Genomic DNA, 22,174 nt, shown 5'->3' with positions numbered 1-22,174 from the left:
TTACTTGCCTAGTTGGCTATTTCTGCCTTCTTTAATAGATCAAATAAATTATCTATCATTCCAAAATGGAAAGGGAATTAATCAAAGACATAACATACTTCGCAAAAGTAGGATGGCGAGGAGATGGAAGGCTTTTTGGAATTAAACAAGCTGATAGGTTAATGCATACTTACATGATTGGTAAAACTGGAACAGGAAAATCTACCTGTTTGGAAGCAATGATTATCCAAGACGTTCAAGCTGGACGAGGATGCTGTTTGTTGGATCCACATGGAGATCTGGTGGAGAAAATTGTAAAATCAATTCCAGAATGGCGCAAAAAAGATTTAATCTATTTTGATATAACTGATCCAAAACTTAATCTGAGATACAATCCATTCAAGCGAGTGAGTTATGAAAAGCGGTCTTTAGTTGCTTCTGGTATTTTAGATGTATTCTCCAAACTTTGGGATAGTGCTTGGGGAGTCAAATTAGAACATATACTAAGACATGCCATCTTAACCTTGCTTGATCAACCAGAAGCAGATGTTGGTGATATTGTTGAGATATTAATGAATAAAAGCTTTAGAAGGAATGCTCTCCGATATATTAAAAGTGAAAGTGTGAAGAAATTCTGGGAAAGAGAATTTCCAGAATATATGAAATATGATTTACTGCCTGTGTTGAACAAGATAGGCGGAATGTTGGTGCATCCAGCTATTAGACGAGTTTTAATTGAGAATACGGAAGAAGTTTCATTGCGTAAAGCAATGGATGAAAAGAAAATTGTACTAGTCAATCTTTCAAAAGGACATGTCGGTGCAGATGTTGCCCATATCCTAGGTGCACTTTTTATTACTTCCATTGCATCGGCTTCCTTTAGTCGAGTGGATACTGAAGAAGAAAAACGAATTCCATTTATGGTTTACATGGATGAATTTCACAATTTCACCACATTATCTTTGGTCAATATGTTTTCTGAATTGCGAAAGTTTAAGGTAGGAATGACTTTGGCTCACCAATACATGAATCAATTGGATGATGATATCAAAAGTGCTGTACTTGGCAATGCTGGAACAGTAATATCATTCCGAATAGGCACAGAAGACGCCATGCACATGGCAAAGGAAATGTACCCTGAATTTGATGTTGAGGATTTTATTAATCTTCCGAATTATAAGATCTACCTGAAGCTTATGATTGATGGGAGGCCGAGTAGGCCGTTTAGTGCTAACACTATTTCAATAAATGAAGTGGCATACAATAAATATCCATAAGGGAGGAATTGAAATTTGAAGAGGTTAAAAAGCAAATGTTTTGGACGAGTGAGGATTAAAATATGGTTATTTAAGGTGCGCAGTTGCTTGCCCTAACTTGGTTTTGGTTAAATGAATAACTATAGCCTTAGACATTTAATTCTTAATGGCCACTAAACATTGCAAATGCGGTATTAAATACATAGGAATACTTTATCCACATACGTCATTTGACTTTACCACAAATCACCGCTATTATTTTAGAATGAATGATAAATTTATAGAATTGGTAGAAAAAGTTCAAAATGATACTGCCACACCTGAGGAAGAGCTTACTCTTCTTGAAGTTCTAAACAGCTCGGTAATCTCTCTCCGTTTGTTATTAAAAGAGGTCAAAATGGAACAGTTAAAGCAGTCTATTACCAGTTCTAATTAGCAAATTTATGAATGATTTAGAAAAAGGAGGTGAGAGTGAAATAAAAAAAGAATTACCAGGCAATCAAGAAACTAAGACCATTTCTCCTGAAGAAAAAATTGATTCAAATATTGAATCTTTATCTGAGACCTTATCTAATAATTTAGAGAACGCAGAAAAAGAAATCCAAGATGTCGGAGGACTTGAAGGTATAGAAAATACCTTGAAGACTATGGATAGTAATAAACTGTTGGAATTGCAGGAAAAAATTACCCTACAAGAAAAAAACTATGCAAAAGCTAAACGAGATTTGGCTTTTGATGCTGAGATATCTATTCCCCTAATTTCCTTAATAAGGGATAATAGTTTAGGAGATAAATTAAAAATGTTTGCAGGAAGTTTATTTTTAACTGGCACCGGCATGGGTCCACTTTTAGTGTTGGTAGACGGAATAAAAGTACTACAAGAAAAAATTCGGCTTAGTCTTATGAAGAGAAAGGAAAGAAAATTAAACACTCTTAATTAGTCATACCTAATCAAATATTTATTTAATTTAAGAATTGGATATAAGAGCCTTAAAATTAATTAATTCGTAAGGATTAACTTTATCAATTTGTATAAATCACACTAGTGTTTTTCATGATGGTCATCATGTCCTTTATTACGAAGTAAGTCATTAATCAATTCTTGCCTTGTTTTTTTAACTTCGGCATACACTTGTTCAAGTAATAATGAATTATTTTCATTTAATGACATTAATATCAATCGCCACCTTCCTTCGTGTCCAGGCTTCAATTTATTACAAATGATTTCTCCATGTTCGCAAGCCTCCTTCAAATGTTTAGCTAAGTCTGGTCCTTGGTTAGTTGAAATAGCAATTCTACACGCCTTTGTTAACATGCTGTATGCTTCGGGATGCCCGTAATCATGGTCTTTATCGTCTCTAATATAGGGTTCCGCATTTACTAAAATAATATGATAATCACTATTCTCAGATTCTTTAAAGGAGCCTATTTCTTAATGTCCGCATTAAAAAGCGGAGAAACCGTCGGATGTTGTGCACCTGCTGAACCAAAAGACGACAAGAAAAAGTAGAAAAATCATCACATAGACTTAAAACCTTAGGAATACGTTAATTTTCATTATTCACAACCATATTTCTTCATATAACCTTCAAAATACAGATTTTTAACTATCTTCGCAGCCATGAAATTTTTTGCATTAACATTCAGTATCTACATTTTCCTTTTGGCTATTGTGCCTTGCGGGGATGGAGAAGAATGCAATGAAACACAGAAAATAAGCATCTCCGAAAATGTTGACCATGAACATCATGATCATGAAAAAGAAACCTGTACACCTTTTTGTTTCTGTTCATGCTGTGGAACTTCCATAATTAACTTATATGAGCTGGTGACTTTTTCTGATATTGTCCCGGTCCATTCTAAAGGCTTCCCCGTTTTTAATCAAACATTTCTTTCTGTGGAGTATTTCCACATTTGGCAGCCGCCCAAAATCAGTTAGTGAATTTATGAATGTCCTTAATTGGACATAATTTAAATTACTTAAAGCGCTTCTGCTTTTTAAGTAATCAATTTTTCATTCATTATACTGATTAAAATATGTTAGATAAAATAATTGCTTTTAGCATTCATAATAAATTCATCATTGGCTTGATGACATTTGCTCTCATTATTTGGGGCGTTTGGAGTGCGGGTAAATTACCCATTGATGCCCTTCCTGATATCACCAACAACCAGGTTCAAATAATAACACTATGTCCAACTCTTGCCGGACAGGAAGTCGAACAATTAGTGACATACCCTATCGAACAAAGCGTAGCCAACTTGCCGGATTTGGTGGAGCTGCGTAGTATCTCTCGTTTTGGGCTTTCAGTAATTACTGCTGTATTTGATGACAAAGTGGACATCTATTTCGCACGGCAACTCATTAATGAAAAACTAAAAGAAGCAGAAGAAAAGATTCCTGAGGGAATTGGTACTCCTGAATTAGCGCCTGTTAGTACGGGCTTAGGGGAGGTATACCAATATATCATTCACCCAAAAAAGGGTAGTGAAAATATATACACAGCAATGGATCTGCGCACGATGCAGGACTGGATTGTTGCGCGTCAATTGTATGGTACACCTGGCATTGCAGAAGTAAATAGTTTTGGAGGACAACTTAAACAATACGAAGTAGCTGTCAATCCGGACCGTATGATTGCAATGGGGATAAGCATTCCTGAAATTTTTACGGCTTTAGAAAAGAACAACGAAAACACCGGCGGAGCATACATTGACAAAAAGCCGAATGCTTATTTTATTCGCGGAGTAGGATTGATTGGTTCTTTTGATGATATCAAAAATATTGCAGTTAAGAATAGCCCCAACGGCATTCCCATTTTAATTAAAGATGTGGCCGATGTTCGTTTCGGATCTGCGGTTCGTTACGGTGCGCTTACTTACAATGGTGAAGTGGATGCAGTTGGTGGCGTAGTGATGATGCTGAAAGGAGCAAATAGTGCTGAAGTCGTAAACCGAGTGAAAGAGAAAATGCAAACTATTCAAAAATCATTACCGGTTGATATAGTTATAGAACCCTATTTGGACAGAACCGATTTAGTAAATCGTGCTATATCAACTGTTGAGAAAAACCTGATCGAAGGGGCTTTAATTGTAATATTCATTTTAGTATTATTCCTCGGAAATCTAAGAGCAGGCTTAATAGTTGCGTCAGCTATCCCATTGTCAATGCTATTTGCATTAGGTATGATGAATGTTTTTGGAGTTAGTGCCAACCTGATGAGTTTAGGTGCAATTGATTTTGGATTGATTGTAGACGGTGCCGTAATAATTGTAGAGGCCACGATGCATCATTTAGGTTTGCGTAAAAGAATAGATAGACTTAGTCAGGCTGAAATGGATGCAGAAGTTTTCAAATCTGCCTCAAAGATCAGAAACAGTGCAGCATTCGGCGAGATCATTATCCTAATAGTATATATACCAATACTTACTCTCATAGGTATTGAAGGCAAAATGTTCAGACCAATGGGACAGACGGTAGGTTTTGCAATTTTTGGTGCATTGATTTTATCTATAACTTATATTCCAATGATGTGTGCACAGTTTTTATCAAAAAACATTTCACACAAACAAACTTTCAGTGACAGAATGATGGAATTTTTTCAGCGTATTTATGCACCTCTTTTGCAAATGGCTATTAAAGCTAAACTTTATGTAGTTGGATTAACTGTAGCAATATTTATTATTACTTCCTTTATTTTTTCAAGAATGGGTGGAGAATTTATTCCAACCTTAGCTGAAGGCAATTTTGCATTCCATTGTATATTATCTCAAGGTACTTCATTATCGCAAAGCATAGAAACATCTATGCAGGCATCACGATTAATCAAAGAATTTGATGAGGTAAAAATGGTCGTTGGAAAAACGGGTAGTGCCGAAGTACCAACTGATCCTATGCCACCCGAAGCAAGCGATATGATGATTATTCTAAAACCTCAAAGCGAATGGAAACGGGAAATTTCTTATGATGACCTTGCCGATGAAATTTTCGAAAAACTGGAAAATATCCCAGGTGTTTTCTTTGAAAAAAGTCAACCCATTCAAATGCGCTTTAATGAACTTATGACCGGCATTCGCCAGGATGTTGCAGTAAAAATATTTGGTGAAAATATGGACACCCTTTTATCATATGCAAACAAGGTTAATGGCATCGTGCAAAAAGTAGAAGGAGCCACCGCGCCAAGTGTAGAGCGGGTTGCAGGATTACCTCAGATTGTTATCAATTATAACCGTGCACAAATTGCCAACTACGGTTTGAACATTGAGGACATCAATCATATAGTGAGTACCGCTTTTGCAGGTGGAGAAGCTGGAGTTGTGTTTGAAAACGAGCGCAAATTCGATTTGGTAGTTCGTTTGGATAGTACCCACAGAAATAACATTGAAGATGTAAGTCATTTATACATACCTACTGCCAATGGAATTCAAATTCCATTATCACAAGTTGCAGATATAAAAATGGAATTGGGTCCTGCACAAATAAGCCGGGAAGATGGTAAGCGCAGAATTGTTGTGGGCTTTAATGTAAAAGGCAGAGATGTAGAAAGCGTTGTGAAAGACATTCAAATTCAATTGAATGAAAATGTAAAATTACCCGAAGGATACTATTATACTTATGGAGGAACATTCGAAAATTTGCAAGCAGCATCTGCACGATTGATGATTGCTGTACCGGTAGCACTCGCTCTCATATTCATGCTTCTGTATTTTACTTTCACATCTGTGAAACAAGCTACTCTTATTTTCACTGCAATTCCAATGGCAGCCATTGGTGGTGTATTTGCATTGCTGCTACGAGATATGCCTTTCAGCATATCAGCAGGTGTTGGTTTTATTGCCTTGTTTGGAGTAGCTGTCTTGAATGGAATTGTATTGGTCAGCACGTTTAACCAATTGGAGAAAGATGGCGTAACTGATATTCTTCAAAGAATTAAAGAAGGGACTAAAATACGCTTGCGACCAGTCCTTATGACTGCTGCTGTTGCCTCACTTGGTTTTTTACCAATGGCTCTTTCTCATGGTGCGGGTGCAGAAGTACAAAAGCCTTTGGCAACGGTGGTAATTGGTGGGTTGATTACTGCAACCTTTCTTACACTCTTTGTTTTGCCATTGTTGTATTTGATTTTTTCTTCACAACGAAAAAGAAAATTCAATCAGAATATTTCGACACTACTACTACTTGTTTTTGGATTGTTCTTCTCTCAAAATGCGAATGCTCAGACTACACCTAAACAGTTGAGTATAGAAGACGCATTGAGTGTTGCAATGAAAAATAATTTGGAGCTTCAATCAAGGCAACTCAATGTGCAATCTTCACGCATTATGAAAAAATCCGTTTTTGAATTACCAAAAACTAATGTGAACTTTCAATTCGGGCAATACAATAGCATCAATCAGGACAAAGCATTTCAGATAACACAAAACATTCCATTCCCAACTTACTATACAGCAAAAGCCAGGTTGTATAATGCCGAATTAGAAGGGAGTCAATTGCAAATGCAAATGTCAGAAAATGAAATAAAAGCCCAGGTGAAATATTGGTTTTATCAATTGCTGTATTTGCAAAATGCGAAAAAACAATTAAAGTCATTAGACAGTTTGTATGTTGATTTCGTCAATGCTGCTGATTTGCGTTACAAAACTGGCGAAACAAATTTATTGGAAAAAGCCACTGCTGAAACAAAACGTGGACAACTATCGCTCATAATTAAGCAAAATGAAACAGAAGCGGCGATGGCTTATGCATCGCTTAAAGCTTTATTGAATACGAGTGAAGATTTTACGATTCGTGCTATTGAATATTTTCAACCGCTAACTATAAATAATTCATTTGATATATCACTCATAGCCAATAATCCTTCACTCCTAGTTTTATATCAGCAGGCTCTTATTGCAGAGCAAAACAGAAAAGTAGAAATCTCATCCACCTTACCAGATTTGAATGTGGGCTATTTCAATCAGTCTTTAATCGGAACACAAACAGTTAACGGAACGGAAGTGTATTATGATGGGAGCAAACGATTTCAAGGTTTTAATCTAGGAGTAAGCATTCCATTAACTTTTTTTAGTAACTCCGCAAAAATAAAATCACTGGATTACAAACACGCCGCTTTGCAAATGGAAGCAGATAATGGAAAACTCCAACTTCAAACCAAACTGCAAAATGCTTTTGAGCAATACAATCAAAATTTGTCGCAATACAACTATTATAAATCAAGTGCTTTACCTAATGCTGAAATCATTATAAATACAGCAAAAATAGCCTACAACAGTGGAGCTGTTGGCTATATTGAATATTTACAGGCTTTGCAGACTGTTGCTGATGTGCAATTGAATTATCTGCAAGCCATCAATCAACTCAACCAATCTATTATCAACATCAATTTCTTAATCAACAAGTAAATTTAATAAAATGAAAAAATTAATAATCATCATATCCTTTGCAGCTACCTGTTGGTTGCTTACATCTTGTCAAAAACACAAAGAAGGAGACGGGCATAGTCACGGAGAAGAAGCCGGCCATTCTGAGGAATCCCATGATGAACACGAAAATGATAACACAGCAATGCTGACAGCAGAACAAATGAAATCCATCAAAATTGAATTAAACGGTATCGAAAAAAAACAGCTAACCGCTTCCCTCAAAGTCAATGGTCTTCTTAAAGTGCCAAATCAAAATAAAGCCAATGCAACTGCATTATTGGGTGGTGTAATAAAGTCTATATTGGTGCAAACAGGCAATACCGTTAGAAAAGGGCAAGTTCTTGCAACCATCACTAATAATTCTTTTATCACCATGCAAGAAGAATTTATTTCAGTTTCCGCTAAAACGGATTTGGCACAATTAGAAAACAACCGCCAAAAAGAATTGCTACAAGGAAATGCAGGGGCTTTAAAAAACTTGCAAACAACGGAAACTGAATTGAAAATCCTTAGATCCCGAAAAGCTAGCTTGCAAAAGCAATTAGAACTTATTGGAATAAATTCAGTCTCACTCTCAAGCGAAAACATTCAATCCGTTGTAAACATCTCAAGTCCTATTAGTGGCACTATAAGTACTGTTTTGATAAATATAGGTAGTTATGTTGACGCGAGCAACCCCATTGCAGAAATAGTGGATAACAATCAACTGCATTTGGATTTATATGTATATGAAAAGGATTTGCAAAAACTCAAAGTTGGGCAAACTATTCATTTTACTCTTACCAATAATCCAGGCAAAGAATACGATGCCGAGGTATATGCAATCAGCAATACGTTTGAGCAAAACACAAAAGCAGTTGCCGTACACGCAATGGTTAAAGGCAACAAGCAAGGTTTGATTGACGGCATGAGCATCACTGCATTGATTAGCTTAGAAAATGCAACGGTAGATGCAGTTCCCACAAATGCCATTGTAAACCACGAAGGGCAGGATTACATTTTTATCGTTACTGATGCCCATGGTGAAGAAGAACATCATGAACATAATGAAGCCGGAGAAGATGCACATCAGCATGATGAGCATGGCCATAAGCACAATGAAAAAGAAAAAAACGGGCATGATGAAGAAGAAGGAGGAACGACATTTGAAAAAATCCCAATCCGCAAAGGCACTACTGATGTGGGATACAGCGAAATAACCTTACTTAAAGAAATACCAAAAGATGCAAAAATAGTTACCAATGGTGCTTTTTTTATTTTAGCGAAAATGACAAATAAGGGAGAAGGACATGAACATTAATATAAATATGAATTAAAATGAAAACAATTGAACATTTTAAACCGATTGTATGGATAACTATAGGTGCTGTTATTAGTTTATTTATTATTTGTCCTTTTGCAATTTCATTAACACTATACTTCGGTTCTAATTACAGTAAACCTTTAGAAGAGGTCATTATTTCTACTTATAGATATTTCCTTTGGCAAATCGATTTTGAGAGATCTATATCAGACATAATCTTTCTTATGGTTGGTGGAATTTTTGGTTACTTATTTTATGCTCAAATCATCGCAAAAAAAAATAAAGGATGAACTCTTGTATTAAATTAAAAATGTAATATTCAATTCTTTTAATTGATATTTAGAAGAGAAAATCTATAAAAATGAAACTATCATTCCACCATAAAGAATTCAATTTAAATAATTAAAAACAATTATTATGAAAAACTTCAAACCAGTTTATTTTGCAATAGCACTGCTACTATTACAAAGCTGTGCCATCGTTCGCCCAGGAGAAGTAGGACTCGATACGCATTTCGGAAAACTACAACCCAAAGTTCTCCAGCCTGGCCCGCACCACTTTTTCTCCTTATTCGGTAAAAAAGTAGTACGCTTCGATACACGAGTAGTGAACTATTCCCAAAAACTGAATTTCCATACACAGGAAGGTATAGAAGTATCATCTGAAATTACCATCCTGTATCATGTTATGCCCGAATCTATAGTTAGTATCTACAAACGCTTCGGTACGGATTATCAAGAAATTGTAATAGCGGATAATCTTATCACAACACTCCGCTTTGTAGGGCTTAGCTATAAAGCTACGGAGTTGATTACAGCGAGAACCGCAGTTGAAGACAGTATAAAAGAACGAATGATGAGATCTGTAGGTCAATACGGTTTTATGGTGGATTTGGTTATGTTAAAAGAAGTTGACCTGCCTCCTGCCGTAGTGCAAACTATTCAAGCAAAACTCAACGCTGAAGTAACGGCTAAAAAAACAAAGATTGATAATGAAATAAAAAGAGAAATGCTTGATTTCGAATTGGAGAAACAACAAAAAGAAGCAGAGATGGAAATTGTAAAACAACGGCTAACCTTGGACTTTGCCGTTGAAAAGCAAAAAAAAGAAAGTGAACGATTACTCATAGAATCCGAAGGCATTAAAAAATCCCAAGACATTATCAATACTTCCATCACTGATAAGCTTATTAAATTTAAGGCACTTGATATTACCAGAGAACTGATGAAATCACCAAATGCCAAAATCATCATAACTGATGGAAAATCGCCTGTGATACTGGGTGATAATAATAAGTAGTCGAGAATGGAGCGATTTCTCCTGAATTAAGAGGTATTATCTCTGTGCAATACAAAAAACTTAAAATCAACTATTCTTAAACCATATAATTAAATCAAAAATGAAAAAAATTGCAATTTTATTTTCGCTATTTGCTGCAATAGCGCTTGGGTTTACATCTTGTGGAAACCCTGAATCTAAAAAAGAAACCAAACAAACCATACACCAACACAAGGAAGGTGAAGCACATCAACACGTTTATCAATGTGCTACAGATTGCGAGAAGGGTAGAAAGTATAACCAACCGGGTAAATGTCCTGTATGTCAAAAAGATTTACAGGAAAAAACAACTGAGCACCCGGCAGGCGATGGTCACATCCATTAATTGATGTTTATATACCCCAATAGTTTAAATGTAAAACATTTTTGCTTCTAAAGATGCAAGAAAGATCAGAGGTTCGACTCCTCTGTCGGGGTCTATTTGAATTAGCAACAACATCATAAAATGTAACATTTACAAGTGTTACGGTATTATGAATTTAATATTATATTGACTAACAAGCAATTTAACATTTCAGGTGAATACAACCCAATCACGTAAATTATTTCTGTGGACATCAGCAGGTGCTATAGCCAGTTTACTTATTGTTTTTCCTTTAATAATTTCTTTATTAAAATTCGATGCGATAAACCATGTTAAACCTTTCTCAGAAGTCATTATTTCTTCATACAAATCTTTATTACTGGAAATCCATTTTGATAAATTGATTATGCTCATCTTTTTTCTATTAACAGGGGGCTTCATCGGATATTTATTATACCATTTAATAACAGCACCAGGCAAAAAAAAGAATAGTTTATCTTTAACTAAGTTACTTGAAAAAGGAGAATGTGAAACTGTAGAATTTAAATCATCGTTTCGGTGGGACTATAACCAAAACAAAACAAACAAAGATCTTGAATTTGCAGTATTAAAAACTATTGCTGCATTTATGAATACGCGGAGTGGATTTTTGTTGATTGGCGTAGCGGATGATGCTTCTATTATTGGCTTGGAAAATGATTATCAATCGTTAAAAAAGAAAAACAGGGATGGTTTCGAACAATATCTTATGAATTTAGTTTCCCTTAACATCGGAGCAGATTGTTGCAAAAATATACATGTAACATTCTTTGAGCGAAGTGAAAAAGATATTTGTGTAATAGAAGTAAGCCACATTAAAATTCCCGTTTTTCTAAAACACCAGCAACACACTTACTTTTACGCAAGAACGGGCAATCACACTCGTGAACTGGATGTACAAGAAGCATTAAAATATATTAAAACACACAAATTAGAAATTCGATAAAAAATGAGAACCATTCTACTTCTAACATTTTTATTGTGTATTTGCAAAATATGCTTTTCACAAAATATTTATCGAACATTAAGCGGTCATGTTTTAATCTCCGGTGAAATTAATGACTCTGCATTTATTGCCGAAAGCCATAAACTTGAATTCCATTATGACAGCAAAACCAGAAATATTTACGGAAAAATAAAACTGGGATCCATTAATAGCGGTATTTTTTACCTGGACAATATTTTATCTAAGAATGCAGAGAGCATAGTTTCATTTGAAGGTTTTGTTCCTGTTGATTTTCTTACCTGGGAACACAAGGAATACAATTTGAATGTCCCTTTGGAACTAAAATTTAATAACAAAACAACCAAAATATCTTCACAAATCAAGTTCACTCATGCAAGCAATCTTACAATATACACATGTATAATGGAGGCTGCTTTTCCCCTGGATTTGGTAGATTTAAAAGTTGATGTTCCGGCTAATTTAAGTTCAAAAATAAATGTTCAATTCCTTCAATTGATTCTGAGAAGGGGAAATCAATAAAAATGAAACTACCAATACACGATAAAAAATTTCTATTTCTTCTATTCGCAATTGCCATTGTGATTGCCTTAGAAGTTCTATCTATCATTGGCATTCACATACCAATGCCCTATGCTCCATTTGTATTTTTAGTTTTTATAATAGGCATAGGTTATAGTGTAATCTGGAATGGTCTTAAAGCTGCAGCAAAACTCAATTTCAGCAACATCAACCTCTTGATGCTCATTGCGGTAATCGGTGCATTTTATCTGAAAGAATTTCCCGAAGCAGCGGTATTGATTGTTTTATATGTTTTAGGAGAACGCCTTGAAGATATTGGAATAGAAAATTCCAAAGCTGCCCTGGATGAGTTGGTAAGCAAAGCTCCGAAAACTGCTTTTGTAAAATCATTGAATGCAATAGTTCTCATTGATAAAATTTCTATTGGAACTATTATTCAGGTAAAACCAGGAGAAATGATTCCGCTTGACGGAAAAATAATTTCGGGTGAAACTACTGTGGATGAAGCTGCCATTACAGGTGAACCCATACCGAAAGACAAACACCCTGGAGACAATCTCTTTGCAGGCACACTCAACAAAAATGGTTTTATTGAAATAGAAACGACAAAACTTTCTGTAGATACCACATTCTCAAAAATCATCCGTCTCACCTTTGAAGCATCTGCCAACAAAAGCGATACCCAAAAATTCATTCAGCAGTTTTCAAAATACTATACTCCTTCAATGATTTTTCTTTCTGTATTGATGTTTGTGATTCCTGTATTTGTTTTGAATTTAGATTTTGACCATTGGTTACTGCAAGCCATAACGTTATTGGTAATTGCTTGTCCTTGCGCTTTGGTCATTTCCACGCCTGTAGCTATTTATGCAGCTATTGGTAATGCATCTGCAAAAGGAGCATTAGTAAAAGGAGGAAAATACATAGAAGCATTGGCAAAGATTAAAGCCATTGCTTTAGATAAAACCCGCACCATCACATTCGGAAACCCAATCGTATCCGATGTTTTTCCATTAAACGGGACAAGCCGCGAAGAATTATTGGCGTGTACCGCTGGAGCTGAACTCTTTTCAGAACATCCCTTGGCACAAGCTATAGTTGATATTAGCAGAAAAGAAGGGTTTGAGCCTCACAAAACAGAAGGCTTTAAAAGTATTATGGGAAAAGGTGCCACAGCAAAATGTCTTGTATGTGAAGATGAAACCATTTATGTAGGCAAACTTGAATTCATAAAAGAACACCAGCCCATAGATAAAGAAGCCGAAAAAATTGTAGAACAACTTTCATCAGAAGGAAAAACAAGTGTAGTCATTAGTTTTGGAAACGGCGTTGCTGGTATTATCGGTTTAATGGACGAAATAAAACCCGATAGTGCAGCAGCATTAAAGCAGATGGAAGAAATGAATATTGAACCCATAATGCTCACTGGCGACAGCGAAAAAGCCGCAAACTACATAGCACAACAAGTAGGCATAAAAAAAATATTCGGCAATATGCTGCCTGAAAACAAATCCGAAAAAATTAAGGAACTCTTACAGCAATATGGAAAGGTGGCAATGGTTGGAGATGGAATAAACGATGCACCAGCATTGGCTTTAAGTTCCGTCGGCATTGCAATGGGAGCAGCAGGAAGTGATACCGCAATTGAAACTGCAAACATTGCATTAATGAATGATAAACTTTCACTCATTCCATTTCTCATTCGCCTCAGCAAAAAAACTTTGCAAAGAATAAAATTCAATACTATAGCAGCCATAGCAGTTAAACTTATTTTCATCACATTGGCATTTACGGGTTATAGTAATTTGGTTTTTGCCATTGGTGCTGATGTAGGGGTGACTTTAATTGTAATACTTACAAGTTTACGTTTGATGAATTATAAAGAACTAGATCGGAATTGATTAGTATTGAGATTTTCTAAAAGGAATAATTTTGCAATGACTATTAATATAATTATATTTACAATCGGATAAAATAAAATTAAAAACTATGAAATATATTTACTTGATTATCTGCATTTTGTGTTTGGACGAACTTTTTGCCCAAAATCAAAGATTTAGTGTGAAGCCTAATCCAAATATCATTTCTTTCATCCCGGATATGACTGATCACAAAGCCCATGGAGTGATAAAAAACATGACAAGTGGCACCATAAACGTTTTATGGATTCGCGAAATTCTTGAATTGCCTGTTGACTGGAGTACATTTGTTTGTGATGGAAATCTGTGTTACAGTCCTGATCTCGGTAAATGCCCGGAAAAATATCCAAATGTAATTAAAACAAATGATTCAACTGTCTTAGATGTATATATTAGGGATAATGGTAGTGAAGGAGCAGCACATATTGTAATGTGGGTCTTTGAAAAAGAAGACACATCCAAGAAGCTAAAAGTCGATTACCTGTTTAATAAAATCGTTTCCAATAACGAGGTAAAGAATATTGAAATAAAAGTGTATCCAAATCCTGCTTATAATGATTTCTTTGTTGATTATAACCAGGGACTTACCAGAATAGATTTATATTCCATATTGGGTAAGAGAGTAATTTCGTTTGAAGCGCTGCAAAGAAAAAGTTATGATATTAGCCCTTTAATGGATGGACTTTACTTAATAAAACTCATTGGCCCCAATGAGCAATTGCTTCGGACTATTCGGATACAAAAAGGATCATATAGACCATAAGCTGCTTCTAACAAAACCCATCATTACATCGGTCAAGCTCTATTTCTATGGTTGAGTGTTCAATTTTAAACCTGTCTTGAAGTATCTTTTTTACTTCATTAACCATTTCAACAGATTTCTTCATATCGCTATTCACTATGGTGATGTGGCAACTCAAGGCAATTTTCTTTGAAGAAATGGACCAGATGTGTAAATCATCAACATTGGTAATTTCTGGAAAAGCATCAAAAATATCTTTCTTTACTTTTTTAAAATCAAGACCACGAGGAGTACCTTCAAAAAGTATATGTAAAGCATCTTTCAAAACTCCCCATGCACTAAAGAGAAGCATTAAGCCGATAACGATACTCACTATTGCATCAATAATAAAGAAGTGAGTGAAATAGATTATGACACCTGCTATCATTGCCCCTACCGATGCAAGAGTATCGAAAGCCATACTCAAAAATGCGCTTCGTATATTCAAGTCTTTCGTGCTATTTCTGAACATAAGAGCAATACCTCCATTTACGAGAATACCGATAAAAGAAACTACCGCTATCAAACTTCCACTTACTATTTGAGGTTGAAGTATACGTGTGTATGCCTCATAGAATATGTATATGGAAAGTGCGATAAGAATAACACTATTTACGAGTGCTGAAATAATTGTTGCTCTCCCATAACCATAAGTTTTATCTGGTGTTGATTTTCTACCAGACATTTTTTGTGCAAAGTAAGAGATGACCAAGCTCAAACTATCTGTGAGGTTATGGCCTGCATCAGAAATAAGAGCAAGACTGCCTGAAATAAGACCGACAGTAAATTGAATGATAGTAAAAAGAGTATTTAATAAAATACCAAACTTGAGTTTGGAACTAAGATTTGGCACTTCGTGTGTATGTGAAGACATAAAATGATATTAACATTTTTGTCTTATAAAATCTATCAATCTTATCGATTTCTATGAATTTTGGAATAAATCGCGTTCATCTCTACTGCCTAATTTTAATCGCATTTACCTATAATTCGCCATCTAATTAATGCCTGTCTCTATCTTTTTTGTCTCTGGTTTTTTGCCTTATCTGATTTAATTCATTTAAGTGTCCTTTTGATTGCAACAATTCATATTCTTTTTTTTCACAAGACATTCCCGATAAATACGAATTAACTGTTTGGGTATTTTTTAAAAGAACAGTCAATATTTGCGGCTCATATTCAGCTAAAAGGTAGCCACTATTGAAGCCTGAAATGAATTGCTTTTCGTTTAGTTCCATCATATATTATCGCTTGAATGTTTATTTAAATACTCATTGATTGAATCAGTATCATACAGAATAATTCTTTTTTCCGGATGGGAAAACCGGATCGCGCCCTCATCCCGGAGTTTTTGTAAGGTAGTTTTACTTTTAATCCTTAGCTTATTCATAGCCTCCTCTGATGAAATCCATCTATCCTCCTTTTTTCCCTCCTTTTCCTTAATTCGTTTTATAACCGATTCTACCAAGGCATAAAACGCTTCATCTTCAAGACAAATGACTTCCATAAAACAAAGATAAATAATCTAGATGGGGAGGCAAAACTTGGGCAGTTTGTTCTACCTATGTTCTACCTGAGAGAAATTAAAAAGGTTGAGATTTCTCTCAACCATGTACCCGGGGCGGGACTTGAACCCGCACGGCCATTTCTGGCCACAGGATTTTAAGTCCTGATTATTTTGGTTTAATATGGTTTGATATGAATTCAAAACAGTGATTTATAAGTATTTGTGAAAATTTATCTTTCATAAAATTGCATATAAATCCAAAAAATGTTTAACCTTTGTTTGACCCAAATATTAAAAGCATCATTATGGCATCAATAAAAATCCTACTCCGCAAAGATAAACCTAACAAAGAATCGAAATTACCTTTGATTATAAAGATCATTAAGGAGCGGAAAATCTCGATCATTTCATTGGGTGTTTACTTAAAATCGGAGGAATGGGATTCAACTAAACAACGAGTAAAAAAATCTAATTCCAATCATCAGGCTTTAAACCTATTTCTGGTAAAGAAACTAACCGAAGCAAACAATAAGTTTTTAGAACTAGAAACCCAGAAAACCAATATATCGGCTAAAGCTATTCAACGCTCATTAAAATCGAAAAACACTTCCAATTTTTTTGGACAAGCTGAAATTTATCTTCATAATCTTAAGCAGAGTGGTAAGTATAATCGATATTCAGCAGATAAACCAAGGATAAATAGATTTCGAGAATTCTTAAACGATGATGAACTTTCTTTCCTGGATATTACCACGCCACTTCTCAAAAGATTTCAAGCCTACCTGAAAGGTACAAGAAAAATAACTGAGCGAACGGTTGTAAATCATCTTGTGGTTATCCGGACTATCTATAATCTTGCTATCAAGGACAATATTGTGGATGTTAGATATTACCCATTTGGTAAAGGTAAGATTCAGATTAAATTTCCAGAATCTAGTAAAATCAGTCTTACAATTGATGAGGTTAAAAAACTTGAAGATGTTATTTTGCCAGATGTGTCCCCGCTAAATCTTGCTCGCAATTTATGGCTTCTATCTTTTTATTTCGCTGGAATGAGAGTTTCTGACTTGCTTCGTTTGAAATGGAATGATATTGACAATGGCAGACTCACTTATACTATGGGTAAAAATGCAAAAAGAGGATCATTAAAAATTCCAAATAAAGCAATGAAAATTTTAAATATTTATAAATCAAGAGATAAATCCAGTTTAATTTTTCCGAATCTTTTAATGGTTGAAAACCATAACAATTTATTTGAGGTGCAGAAGCGGATTTCTAATGCAGTTAAAACAATAGATGAGTCTTTACAGAAGTTGGTAATGATTCTCGGCATTGATAAAAAGCTGACTATGCATATCGCACGGCATACATTTGGAAATCTGTCTGGTGATAAGATTCCTATTCAAATGCTTCAAAAGCTTTACAGGCATTCTTCTATTATGACTACAATTGGATACCAATCTAATTTTATCACGAAGGAAGCGGACGAAGCATTAAACTCTGTAATTGATTTCTAGCAAGAATCACTACATATAATAAATTAATCAAAGTGACCGCTAATTACGGAATCCGTAATTGAAAGGGTTATTAATTTACCTTCTTGAGTCATTGCTTTGATAATAATATTTAAAACTGGTGCACCTGAATCAGGGTAAAAATAATTTTCAATCGCATTTTTAGGATTACTATTTTCCAACATTTCAATTGAACTATTGTCCTTGAGATAAACCATTACCGAAACTGTATTTTTATTCATAAAAACTTATTTTAAAGAAAGCCTACCATTACAAATTAATGGCTTTGTTATTTATGTAAAATTAATGAATGAAAATTAATATTATTAATTTTTATTTTCAATTTCCCAAACACTTAATCGAAGAAGGGCTATTATTATTTTATTTATTGAAATAAAATTGTAGTAGGCTACGGGTAGAATAAAAGCATGGGCAACATTATTTCGCAAATTGTCCCCGACTCTCTCAATGAATACAGTTTTAAGATACATGGTTAGTTCCTTGCCTAAAATTTGAATTAGGTCTTTATCTCTCAAAAGCATATTAATATCTTTCTCTCTTGTAATTTCCCTATCACTATCATCTTTAGTTAAATAAAAGGTTTGGATTTCATTTAGCTTGCATAATTCACGAAGTATACATTCAATTTTTAAAGTAAGAGAATCAATACTCAGCATAAAATTAGGAATGTAATTCCTATCAACATACCATTTACGCAATTCGGAGAAATAATTTATTATTCCAGGCTTTAGGTAGTCAATATAACTAATTTTAACTTGTTGATCCGAATTTATCGATTTAGTAATTTTATTACCATACCATGAATTACTCTCAAGAACTGAAAGAAAATTCTCGGCACTCCAATCTTCACGTTCCAGCATTTTAATCAAAAATCTATTTATTAGAAGCTCAAATTTAAATTCAGCCATCCTATGATAATTCTCTAGGTATATTAACCTTTCAATTTCTTCTTGTGTAGTAAAATGTTGAGCAATATGACCGTTAGTATCAAAAATTTGATTCGCAACTAAATATCTGATAGAGGCTTGAGATGCAGACTTATTTACTATATTTTGTAAAACATCCATTGATGGGAATATATGTCCATTAAATCTTAAAAAATCAAGTATTTCTATCAATTTCCTTTGAAAAACAATAGCTATAAGGCCATCATAGTACTTAACTAAATCTGTAACATCAACTTTACTTTGAATATTGCTAAGTTCCATCTCTTTCGATTTCTCTTCGTATAAGCGCCCCATCTCTTCAGACAATTCCATTTCGTTGGCTTCTTTATAATATCGCATTGCCTTGCTTGCGAAGGTGATACTGGCGAGGTCTTCACGTTCTGTGGTTAAATTCTTATATTCATCCGCGATTAGTTTCTTCCAACTATATGTGTTTTTACTTACTTTATTATCAAGCCTCAAGCCGAGTTCATAAAAACTTATTCTATTAAACCTTGAATCATTTTTGGATCCAATTTTAAAACAAAGATCTTGGAGATTATCAAAATCAGGAATTGAGAAGACTTTTTTGAATTCGAGCATTAAGGTTGCAAGCATATAAAAGGAGGACTCATGTTTAGGATCTATAATAAGTGTCAATACTAATTCTTTGATTTCTTTTGTATTATTCAAATTTTGAGAAATGAAATGCAATCTTTCTATGTAGTTTCCAATGATATGATATTTGTACCCACGATTTCTTGATTCTTCGGTTTCATTTTCTTTCAAAAGTTCATTGATTAATTGAAGATAGCCCTCTCTAGCTTTCTCGAGAAATTTTGTGTGTTTTTTTCCTGCATGCCATAAAAGGCTACCATATTGGGCTTTCAAATGATTTGATTTTGTATTATTCAAAACTGATTCTAAATAATTAAACTTATTTGTATCAAACATTCCTAAAGTTGGATACGCAACAAGTTGCCCATCCTTGTTATGAAAAAATACTTTGGGATTTAGTTCTTCTTTATCAATGTAAAAGGCATTTGCCGCTCTCTCTATCTCGAGTTTTGAAATTAGATCCGATTCCTTTGCAGGGTCTAAAGTATCAAGGGATGATTTAATAATGTCCTCTATATCATTGGTGGTTTTTATTTCTTTAGGATTAGAATTCAAATATTCATGCAAATCATGTAGATTTTTAAAATTCATAAAATTAATTTATATTAATTAATAGTGATGTATGTTATTCTATCTGAATAACGAACTGTACTTTGGGTTAAATTCCTACCCTTTTTCTAACTGGCTTTTTATGCACACTTTTTTTAGAAGCTCCTAATTCATTACCAATTAATAAACCTGCTAATAATCCTATAAATAGTATTACGCCTTCCTTGTTTTCAGAATTATTATTTAGTTGCGGTGTTTTTTCAAAACTGAAATCACGTTTTGGACTTCCAAATAGTTTTTCATCATACACTCTTTTCTCATTCGGGTTTAATAAGATGTCTCTTGCTATTAAAATATATTGAAATAGCTTATTCGAGGAATCATTGTTGCCTTGTAAATCCGGATGATATTTTTTACAGGCGTTTTTAAAGGCTATTTCAATTTCTTTTATAGATGCTGTCGGTGCAACACTCAGTAATTCGTATAAATTTATTACGTTCATACATTTAGAATTAATGTATTTACTTTATCAATATATATACCAATAATAAAATAAAGACAAATTGGCACTTGATTCGTTAAAGAATTACAACTCCTTAGAACTTTTGTCATAGCAGTATGCCATTTCGACACGTTCATTTCAAATTCGTTTTGATCTATAAGGGGTGCGGGTCTCCCGCCAAGATTGCGTTTTGACATAAGGCCGATTACTTATCGCCATGGCGTAACGCAATCTTGCAACCTTCCAAAATTAGCATCCTGAGCTAGTGATCATCGTGGTATTCTGGACCCGTATCACTGTCTTGTATATCATCCTTTTCGTCCACAATTCCCTCCGAGTTTGAATCCAAATCTGATTCATTCAGATCATCTGAAATCTCCCTTTCCGGTTCAACATCTTGCTCTCTTTCCTGCCTTTTGGATTCCCTAAGACTGGCAAGTTCTTGAAGTTGAATGGCCTCTTCTTGAGCTTGTCGGTCTAATTCCTCCAGCTTATTGAGTTCAATTCCGAGGGTTTTAAAACTATAATGCCGACCAGACTCATCTTCCACTCCATAAACTTTGCCACCCCTGCTATACGAATTATACCCCTCGGATTTGAGCTCAGAAAGAAAATTATCAAGTGATTTGGATCGACTATAAACTGTCTGAACATTTTCAAAAAGCTCTTGCTTTTGTGATAATTTTCCTTCCCGATCCTGAAGCTTCAGATCAGGATCAGTAAGCTGGAGTTTTTGTGATTTCCCATGAGATGGAAGACTATGAACAAGCTCTGGATACCTTTTTTTTTGATATGAATCGAGAGCTAATTTCAAGTCCTTGAATTCTTGTCTTGAGATTCTATTGGATTCCCCAGTTAAATATTTGTGTGCGGACATAATAATATGAAGGTGAATATGCTCTTTATCATTATGGGATGAAGCCAGATAAATGTTGTCTTTGCCTCGAAGTTCAATGTACTTTTTAGTTATGTCCTTTAACAATTCCGTATTGATCTGTTTTTTATCCTTGTTCGAAAAGGAGATGATTGTATGATGAAGGCGGATGTTGTCTTTACGTCTATTGTTTCTCAAATCAAAATTGCGGTCAAGTTCATTTGCCCATCCTTTAGTTGTCCGACTTCTTAAATTATGTTTTAAAACTGGTTCCGGTTTTTTATCTTTTTCATTTTTAAAAAGGTAATTTACCAATTGGCCTGTATTTGATCTTCTTGTGAGGTTCTTTAGAATCATATTGTATTGATGAATTCAATCAGCGAGCTTTTGTGTTTTGCATTTTTCAAAACATGTTCTTTGACCAATGCATTTAATGAATTTGGATTATGCAATGCAGGGAGTATTTCTCGCTCCAAATTGTAAATTGATTTTAAAATTGATTTTCCAGATTTGAATTCAATACTATTTTCTTCTATTAATCCCTGAATTGAGTTGTATGTCATTGATAATTGTTGAGCAATTCTTTTTACTTCCTTAAAATCTGGAACTATATAGGATTTATTAATATAAGCGAAGCAAGCTTGTTTAATAAATTTAGTTCGAGAAAGTTTATGTCGCTTGGATTCAGAAGTTATTTCTTTGAACTCGTCTATTGAAAATGATATGGTAATCTCTTTACCAGATTTCCTTTTATTTTTCTCCAAATTCGCTTGTATTCTTTCCAATAATCATTTTTAACTTTTTGAATGTCCTCACTAGTTCCATTTTCAAGAAC

General features: G+C 34.4%; 23 protein-coding genes and 2 tRNA genes. 15 read left to right on the top strand and 10 right to left on the bottom strand.

The genetic code is table 11. The annotated features are described in order from the left end of the window. Window positions 1-65 precede the first annotated feature (65 nt). From IPJ53_13335 to IPJ53_13325, 3 genes are all read left to right on the top strand, one after another. Window positions 66-1,256, top strand: coding sequence for a type IV secretion system DNA-binding domain-containing protein (locus IPJ53_13335; protein MBK7800079.1), 1,191 nt, complete (start codon window positions 66-68; stop codon window positions 1,254-1,256). 145 nt (window positions 1,257-1,401) lie between these two features. Then, window positions 1,402-1,671, top strand: a complete 270-nt coding sequence (locus IPJ53_13330) for a hypothetical protein (GenBank protein MBK7800078.1) — start codon at window positions 1,402-1,404, stop codon at window positions 1,669-1,671. Between the two features lie 7 nt (window positions 1,672-1,678). Beyond that, a complete protein-coding gene (locus IPJ53_13325; GenBank protein ID MBK7800077.1) occupies window positions 1,679-2,176 on the top strand; it encodes a hypothetical protein in 498 nt (165 codons plus the stop codon). A gap of 101 nt (window positions 2,177-2,277) precedes the next feature. Here IPJ53_13325 and IPJ53_13320 read toward each other — a convergent pair whose 3' ends face one another. Next, window positions 2,278-2,550, bottom strand: coding sequence for a hypothetical protein (locus IPJ53_13320; protein MBK7800076.1), 273 nt, complete (start codon window positions 2,548-2,550; stop codon window positions 2,278-2,280). A 306-nt stretch (window positions 2,551-2,856) separates the two neighbouring features. Here IPJ53_13320 and IPJ53_13315 point away from each other — a divergent pair, with 306 nt between their 5' ends. The 11 genes from IPJ53_13315 to IPJ53_13265 all read left to right on the top strand — a co-directional run bounded on the left by IPJ53_13315 (window position 2,857) and on the right by IPJ53_13265 (window position 14,810). Then, window positions 2,857-3,174, top strand: coding sequence for a hypothetical protein (locus IPJ53_13315; GenBank protein ID MBK7800075.1), 318 nt, complete (start codon window positions 2,857-2,859; stop codon window positions 3,172-3,174). Between the two features lie 98 nt (window positions 3,175-3,272). Next, on the top strand, window positions 3,273-7,637 hold the full coding sequence (locus IPJ53_13310; GenBank protein ID MBK7800074.1) for a CusA/CzcA family heavy metal efflux RND transporter: 4,365 nt from the start codon (window positions 3,273-3,275) through the stop codon (window positions 7,635-7,637). 10 nt (window positions 7,638-7,647) lie between these two features. Next, the gene (locus IPJ53_13305) at window positions 7,648-8,958 is read left to right on the top strand and encodes an efflux RND transporter periplasmic adaptor subunit (protein ID MBK7800073.1); all 1,311 of its coding nucleotides are present in this window, start codon (window positions 7,648-7,650) and stop codon (window positions 8,956-8,958) included. A 17-nt stretch (window positions 8,959-8,975) separates the two neighbouring features. Then, entirely contained in the window at window positions 8,976-9,251 is a 276-nt protein-coding gene (locus IPJ53_13300; GenBank protein MBK7800072.1) for a hypothetical protein, read from the top strand. 127 nt (window positions 9,252-9,378) lie between these two features. Then, window positions 9,379-10,260, top strand: coding sequence for a prohibitin family protein (locus tag IPJ53_13295; protein MBK7800071.1), 882 nt, complete (start codon window positions 9,379-9,381; stop codon window positions 10,258-10,260). 100 nt (window positions 10,261-10,360) lie between these two features. Continuing rightward, complete coding sequence (locus IPJ53_13290; protein ID MBK7800070.1) at window positions 10,361-10,624, top strand: hypothetical protein; 264 nt, start codon at window positions 10,361-10,363, stop codon at window positions 10,622-10,624. Window positions 10,625-10,637: 13 nt separating this feature from the next. After that, window positions 10,638-10,717: transfer RNA gene (locus IPJ53_13285), tRNA-OTHER, on the top strand. 100 nt (window positions 10,718-10,817) lie between these two features. Then, on the top strand, window positions 10,818-11,588 hold the full coding sequence (locus tag IPJ53_13280) for an ATP-binding protein (GenBank protein ID MBK7800069.1): 771 nt from the start codon (window positions 10,818-10,820) through the stop codon (window positions 11,586-11,588). A 3-nt stretch (window positions 11,589-11,591) separates the two neighbouring features. Further along, window positions 11,592-12,128, top strand: coding sequence for a hypothetical protein (locus IPJ53_13275; protein MBK7800068.1), 537 nt, complete (start codon window positions 11,592-11,594; stop codon window positions 12,126-12,128). 2 nt (window positions 12,129-12,130) lie between these two features. Further along, on the top strand, window positions 12,131-14,029 hold the full coding sequence (locus IPJ53_13270; GenBank protein MBK7800067.1) for a cation-translocating P-type ATPase: 1,899 nt from the start codon (window positions 12,131-12,133) through the stop codon (window positions 14,027-14,029). Window positions 14,030-14,117: 88 nt separating this feature from the next. After that, window positions 14,118-14,810 (top strand): T9SS type A sorting domain-containing protein, encoded by a 693-nt coding sequence (locus IPJ53_13265; GenBank protein ID MBK7800066.1) that lies wholly within the window; start codon window positions 14,118-14,120, stop codon window positions 14,808-14,810. 7 nt (window positions 14,811-14,817) lie between these two features. Here the strand turns inward: IPJ53_13265 and IPJ53_13260 are convergent, their stop codons facing one another. The 4 genes from IPJ53_13260 to IPJ53_13245 all read right to left on the bottom strand — a co-directional run bounded on the left by IPJ53_13260 (window position 14,818) and on the right by IPJ53_13245 (window position 16,521). Next, the gene (locus IPJ53_13260; protein MBK7800065.1) at window positions 14,818-15,702 is read right to left on the bottom strand and encodes a cation transporter; all 885 of its coding nucleotides are present in this window, start codon (window positions 15,700-15,702) and stop codon (window positions 14,818-14,820) included. A 127-nt stretch (window positions 15,703-15,829) separates the two neighbouring features. Beyond that, the gene (locus IPJ53_13255) at window positions 15,830-16,069 is read right to left on the bottom strand and encodes a hypothetical protein (protein MBK7800064.1); all 240 of its coding nucleotides are present in this window, start codon (window positions 16,067-16,069) and stop codon (window positions 15,830-15,832) included. Beyond that, a complete protein-coding gene (locus tag IPJ53_13250) occupies window positions 16,066-16,335 on the bottom strand; it encodes a helix-turn-helix domain-containing protein (GenBank protein ID MBK7800063.1) in 270 nt (89 codons plus the stop codon). The genes IPJ53_13255 and IPJ53_13250 overlap by 4 nt, the downstream gene beginning before the upstream one ends. A 106-nt stretch (window positions 16,336-16,441) precedes the next feature. Further along, window positions 16,442-16,521: transfer RNA gene (locus IPJ53_13245), tRNA-Leu, on the bottom strand. Window positions 16,522-16,640: 119 nt separating this feature from the next. Here IPJ53_13245 and IPJ53_13240 point away from each other — a divergent pair. Continuing rightward, window positions 16,641-17,852, top strand: a complete 1,212-nt coding sequence (locus tag IPJ53_13240; protein ID MBK7800062.1) for a site-specific integrase — start codon at window positions 16,641-16,643, stop codon at window positions 17,850-17,852. Between the two features lie 23 nt (window positions 17,853-17,875). On the opposite strand, the gene IPJ53_13235 is transcribed toward IPJ53_13240, so the two are convergent. The 5 genes from IPJ53_13235 to IPJ53_13215 form a co-directional block, all read right to left on the bottom strand. Next, a complete protein-coding gene (locus IPJ53_13235) occupies window positions 17,876-18,091 on the bottom strand; it encodes a hypothetical protein (protein MBK7800061.1) in 216 nt (71 codons plus the stop codon). 84 nt (window positions 18,092-18,175) lie between these two features. Continuing rightward, the gene (locus IPJ53_13230) at window positions 18,176-20,005 is read right to left on the bottom strand and encodes a DUF4209 domain-containing protein (protein MBK7800060.1); all 1,830 of its coding nucleotides are present in this window, start codon (window positions 20,003-20,005) and stop codon (window positions 18,176-18,178) included. Between the two features lie 67 nt (window positions 20,006-20,072). Beyond that, window positions 20,073-20,456: a J domain-containing protein gene (locus tag IPJ53_13225; GenBank protein MBK7800059.1), complete on the bottom strand. Its 384-nt coding sequence runs from the start codon at window positions 20,454-20,456 to the stop codon at window positions 20,073-20,075. A gap of 271 nt (window positions 20,457-20,727) precedes the next feature. After that, a complete protein-coding gene (locus IPJ53_13220; GenBank protein ID MBK7800058.1) occupies window positions 20,728-21,696 on the bottom strand; it encodes a relaxase/mobilization nuclease domain-containing protein in 969 nt (322 codons plus the stop codon). Then, complete coding sequence (locus IPJ53_13215) at window positions 21,693-22,124, bottom strand: hypothetical protein (protein MBK7800057.1); 432 nt, start codon at window positions 22,122-22,124, stop codon at window positions 21,693-21,695. The genes IPJ53_13220 and IPJ53_13215 overlap by 4 nt, the downstream gene beginning before the upstream one ends. Window positions 22,125-22,174: the final 50 nt, after the last annotated feature.

The organism is Candidatus Vicinibacter affinis, assembly GCA_016714365.1.
GTDB lineage: Bacteria > Bacteroidota > Bacteroidia > Chitinophagales > Saprospiraceae > Vicinibacter > Vicinibacter affinis.
The sequence above is the reverse complement of the archived record's forward strand: the minus strand, read 5'-3'. Positions and strand labels throughout refer to the sequence as shown.

What these genes read in the sequence shown, in the direction of transcription:
- IPJ53_13335 (MBK7800079.1), top strand. Translation starts at nt 66, where the DNA reads ATGGAAAGGGAATTAATCAAAGACATAACATACTTCGCAAAAGTAGGA.
- IPJ53_13330 (MBK7800078.1), top strand. Translation starts at nt 1,402, where the DNA reads ATGGCCACTAAACATTGCAAATGCGGTATTAAATACATAGGAATACTT.
- IPJ53_13325 (MBK7800077.1), top strand. Translation starts at nt 1,679, where the DNA reads ATGAATGATTTAGAAAAAGGAGGTGAGAGTGAAATAAAAAAAGAATTA.
- IPJ53_13320 (MBK7800076.1), bottom strand. Translation starts at nt 2,550, where the DNA reads ATGTTAACAAAGGCGTGTAGAATTGCTATTTCAACTAACCAAGGACCA.
- IPJ53_13315 (MBK7800075.1), top strand. Translation starts at nt 2,857, where the DNA reads ATGAAATTTTTTGCATTAACATTCAGTATCTACATTTTCCTTTTGGCT.
- IPJ53_13310 (MBK7800074.1), top strand. Translation starts at nt 3,273, where the DNA reads ATGTTAGATAAAATAATTGCTTTTAGCATTCATAATAAATTCATCATT.
- IPJ53_13305 (MBK7800073.1), top strand. Translation starts at nt 7,648, where the DNA reads ATGAAAAAATTAATAATCATCATATCCTTTGCAGCTACCTGTTGGTTG.
- IPJ53_13300 (MBK7800072.1), top strand. Translation starts at nt 8,976, where the DNA reads ATGAAAACAATTGAACATTTTAAACCGATTGTATGGATAACTATAGGT.
- IPJ53_13295 (MBK7800071.1), top strand. Translation starts at nt 9,379, where the DNA reads ATGAAAAACTTCAAACCAGTTTATTTTGCAATAGCACTGCTACTATTA.
- IPJ53_13290 (MBK7800070.1), top strand. Translation starts at nt 10,361, where the DNA reads ATGAAAAAAATTGCAATTTTATTTTCGCTATTTGCTGCAATAGCGCTT.
- IPJ53_13275 (MBK7800068.1), top strand. Translation starts at nt 11,592, where the DNA reads ATGAGAACCATTCTACTTCTAACATTTTTATTGTGTATTTGCAAAATA.
- IPJ53_13270 (MBK7800067.1), top strand. Translation starts at nt 12,131, where the DNA reads ATGAAACTACCAATACACGATAAAAAATTTCTATTTCTTCTATTCGCA.
- IPJ53_13265 (MBK7800066.1), top strand. Translation starts at nt 14,118, where the DNA reads ATGAAATATATTTACTTGATTATCTGCATTTTGTGTTTGGACGAACTT.
- IPJ53_13260 (MBK7800065.1), bottom strand. Translation starts at nt 15,702, where the DNA reads ATGTCTTCACATACACACGAAGTGCCAAATCTTAGTTCCAAACTCAAG.
- IPJ53_13255 (MBK7800064.1), bottom strand. Translation starts at nt 16,069, where the DNA reads ATGATGGAACTAAACGAAAAGCAATTCATTTCAGGCTTCAATAGTGGC.
- IPJ53_13250 (MBK7800063.1), bottom strand. Translation starts at nt 16,335, where the DNA reads ATGGAAGTCATTTGTCTTGAAGATGAAGCGTTTTATGCCTTGGTAGAA.
- IPJ53_13240 (MBK7800062.1), top strand. Translation starts at nt 16,641, where the DNA reads ATGGCATCAATAAAAATCCTACTCCGCAAAGATAAACCTAACAAAGAA.
- IPJ53_13235 (MBK7800061.1), bottom strand. Translation starts at nt 18,091, where the DNA reads ATGAATAAAAATACAGTTTCGGTAATGGTTTATCTCAAGGACAATAGT.
- IPJ53_13230 (MBK7800060.1), bottom strand. Translation starts at nt 20,005, where the DNA reads ATGAATTTTAAAAATCTACATGATTTGCATGAATATTTGAATTCTAAT.
- IPJ53_13220 (MBK7800058.1), bottom strand. Translation starts at nt 21,696, where the DNA reads ATGATTCTAAAGAACCTCACAAGAAGATCAAATACAGGCCAATTGGTA.